We start from the raw sequence: 3,257 nt of genomic DNA, 5'->3' as shown, positions 1-3,257 counted from the left end.
CCCAAATCATTACAAAATCAAATCAGCGTAATCAGCGAAATCATCAAAATCAGTGTTCCAAGACAAAACCCGCTACTGTATAAACTGCGGTCTTATGAGATTATCAAACGTAAAAATTTCATCCCACTTTTCCTGTGTCACCCACTTCTTTTCTTTTACTGCCAGGTCGTGTACCGACTTACCTGTTTCCAATGCTTCCCTTGCAATAGCGGAGCATTTTTCATAACCGATGATAGGGTTAAGCTGGGTTACGATGCCGATGCTATGCATTACCATGTCCCTTGTGCGGTCGGCATTAGCGGTGATGCCCACCACACATTTATCTTTCAGCGTTTTGCATGCATTATTCATATAGGTAATAGCAGTGAACAGGGCAAAGGCAATGGTAGGCTCCATCACATTGAGTTGCAGCTGTCCTGCTTCCGCTGCCATTGTTACCATCAGATCGGCGCCAATTACATAGAATGCCGTTTGGTTCACTACTTCGGGGATCACCGGGTTTACCTTGCCCGGCATAATGGACGATCCCGGCTGCATGGGCGGCAGGTTAATTTCGTTTAGCCCTGTACGTGGGCCGGAGGAAAGCAGCCGGAGATCATTACATATTTTAGAGATCTTTACGGCAGTACGTTTCAGCACACCGGATAGCTGCACATAGGCGCCGGTATCTACAGTGGCTTCGATAAGATCGGCTGCCAGTACCAGGTCCAGCCCCGTAATGGCTGCAAGATGTTTGGTAACCAGTTCTGAATAGCCTTTGGGAGTATTCACACCTGTGCCTATAGCGGTAGCACCCATATTGATTTCGGAGATAAGCCGCTTGCTTTCTTCTACCCTCGACAATTCTTCGTTAATATTGGTAGCAAAAGCTTTGAACTCATCGCCCATACTCATAGGCACCGCATCCTGCAGCTGGGTGCGACCCATTTTCAGTACGTTTTTAAACTCCTCTCCTTTCGCCTGGAAAGCGTCTGCCAGGTCGCCCAGGGTGGTTTTATACCCGGTGAGCTTATTGATCAATGCAATACGGAAGGCGGTAGGATAAGCATCATTAGTGGATTGTGAGCAGTTTACATGATTATTGGGATGGCAGTATTCATACTGTCCTTTTTCTTTACCCATCATTTCCAGCGCCACATTGGCAATTACTTCGTTGGCATTCATATTTACCGAAGTGCCTGCCCCGCCCTGTATCAGATCACTGAGGAACTGGTCGTTAAATTCTCCGGCAATCACACGGTCGGATGCCTTAATAATGTATTCCGCTATATTTTTATCGAGTACGCCAAGGTCGCGGTTAGCCATGGCGGCGCCTTTTTTAACATAGCCCAGGGCCTGTACAAACAAGGGTTCCACTTTCAGGGGAATACCGGTAATATGAAAATTTTCGATTGCACGAAGCGTTTGAATGCCATAGTATACATCATGAGGGATTTCTTTTTCTCCAAGAAAATCATGCTCAATTCTCTTTGCCATATTTAAAGTAATTTAGGCTGAAAGTTAAACGCATTTAGAACAACGGAGTCATCTTAATTGTTTTAGTTTATTTTAAAGTGCGGCACTTTTGTTACTATTCGTTTGCCATTGGTCATTTATAATTTGTTATTTTCTATGGGGTTTCGTGTTTCACTGTTCTGTTTTCTAATTTTATTTTTAATAAGATATCATTGTTTTGCACAGCGCCTGTCGCCTAACTTCAATGCAGTAGAATACGGTGAATTACTGAAGCTGGCCGAGCGTTCCAGGGATTCCCCGTGGACCAGGGTAAAAAGCACACCGCCGCGGGACTGCGAACTGGTATACCGCTCTGCTGAATCGGGACTGGTGAACCGCTGGGACCTGTGGAAAAGAAAGGATAATGTTGGTATTATCGTGATCCGCGGTACCAATGGTACGGCGGCTTCGTGGCTGGAAAATTTTTATGCCGGCATGATACCCGCACAGGGCACGGTGAAACTAAACGACAGCACTGCTGTACCCTATAAAGTGGCGGAAGATCCCAGGGCTTACGTACATGCGGGATGGATGCTGGCAGTGGCTTCCATGGGACCTGAAATGATCCGGAAAATCAATGCGTACTACCAGGAAGGGATACACGAATTTATCATCTTCGGACATAGCCAGGGTGGTGTTATTGCGCTCTTGATGCGTTCTTACTTTCAATATACTGCCGGTTTACCGAAGGATATCGTTTTTAAAACATATGCCAGTGCAGCGCCCAAACCTGGCAACCTGTATTATGCATACGACTTCGATTTCATTTGCCGCGACGGATGGGGACTACGCGTGGTAAATACGCGCGACTGGGTACCGGAAACCCCTTTCTCGCTGCAAACAACCCGCGACTTCAATACGGTGAGTCCTTTTACCAATATCAAAGGCACATTAAAGAAGCAGAAATGGCCGCTGCGGAGCGCATTGGGCTATATGTACGGCCGGCTAGACCGCCCCGCCAAAAAGGCTTCCAGGCGTATGCAACGGATACTGGGTGGCATGGCTTACAAGCGGGTAAAAAAGCTGCTGCCGGAATATCAGCGACCGGATTTTGTGACCAGTCACAATTACACCCCGGCAGGCACTCCTGTGATCTTATACCCGGTGAAAGGTTACGATGAAAAATTCCCGTTCGATGGAAAGAATATTTTTATCAATCATTTCCCCGAAGCCTACCGGTGGGAGCTGGAGCAGATCTATCATATAGATGCTCATTAATCGTTACCGCTTTTTTCACCGGTGAACCAATGCTCCTTATCCCTGAACAACACATTGAAAGTAGTAAGGGAACCATAGATGCGCGTAATATATTGCTGCATGTTCACTTTTTCTTCATCAGTGAGCACTTTATGGCTGTTGATGTTTTGTTCCAGTACGCGAAGACGGTCGCGCAACATTACTATTTTGTGAAAGAAAGTATCAATGGGTAACTCTTTTGCTTTCAGCGAGGTATCTCCGGGTTGAAGGATCAGCTGACCGCCTCTCCAGCGATCGCCCAGCGGCACTACTTCCGAGATCCCTCCCCAAAGACGCAGGATCTTTAGCAGCGAGGTTTCCACATCAGAAGCCGTTTCCACTTCCTGGGTAGCATTTTCGGCCACCAGTACTTCAAACAAAGGGTCTGTTTTATCGATCATCTTAATACCATGATCCATAAATGTAACACGGTACTGGGCATATTTAACCGCCACAATAACACCCGGACCAAAGTGTGCATGCTGTACCCGGGAGCCAACACCAAGAGTAAGTTCTTCCATTGCTTC

General features: G+C 46.7%; 3 protein-coding genes. 1 reads left to right on the top strand and 2 read right to left on the bottom strand.

Annotation, left to right across the window (positions count from 1 at the left end):
- Positions 1–72 precede the first annotated feature (72 nt).
- A complete protein-coding gene (gene aspA, locus VN105_RS14850; RefSeq protein WP_325642217.1) occupies positions 73–1,476 on the bottom strand; it encodes an aspartate ammonia-lyase in 1,404 nt (467 codons plus the stop codon).
- A 135-nt stretch (positions 1,477–1,611) separates the two neighbouring features.
- Here aspA and VN105_RS14845 point away from each other — a divergent pair, with 135 nt between their 5' ends.
- Positions 1,612–2,712, top strand: coding sequence for a lipase family protein (locus tag VN105_RS14845; RefSeq protein WP_325642215.1), 1,101 nt, complete (start codon positions 1,612–1,614; stop codon positions 2,710–2,712).
- Here VN105_RS14845 and VN105_RS14840 read toward each other — a convergent pair.
- Positions 2,709–3,257: hypothetical protein (locus tag VN105_RS14840; protein WP_325642213.1), on the bottom strand; the 549-nt coding region annotated here is incomplete at its 5' end. The two genes, VN105_RS14845 and VN105_RS14840, sit on opposite strands and share 4 nt — an antisense overlap.

It is taken from the genome of Chitinophaga sp., assembly GCF_035564935.1.
In the GTDB taxonomy this organism is placed as follows: Bacteria; Bacteroidota; Bacteroidia; order Chitinophagales; family Chitinophagaceae; genus Chitinophaga.
Note: the sequence above shows the minus strand (reverse complement) of the source record. Positions and strands in the feature narration are given on the sequence as shown.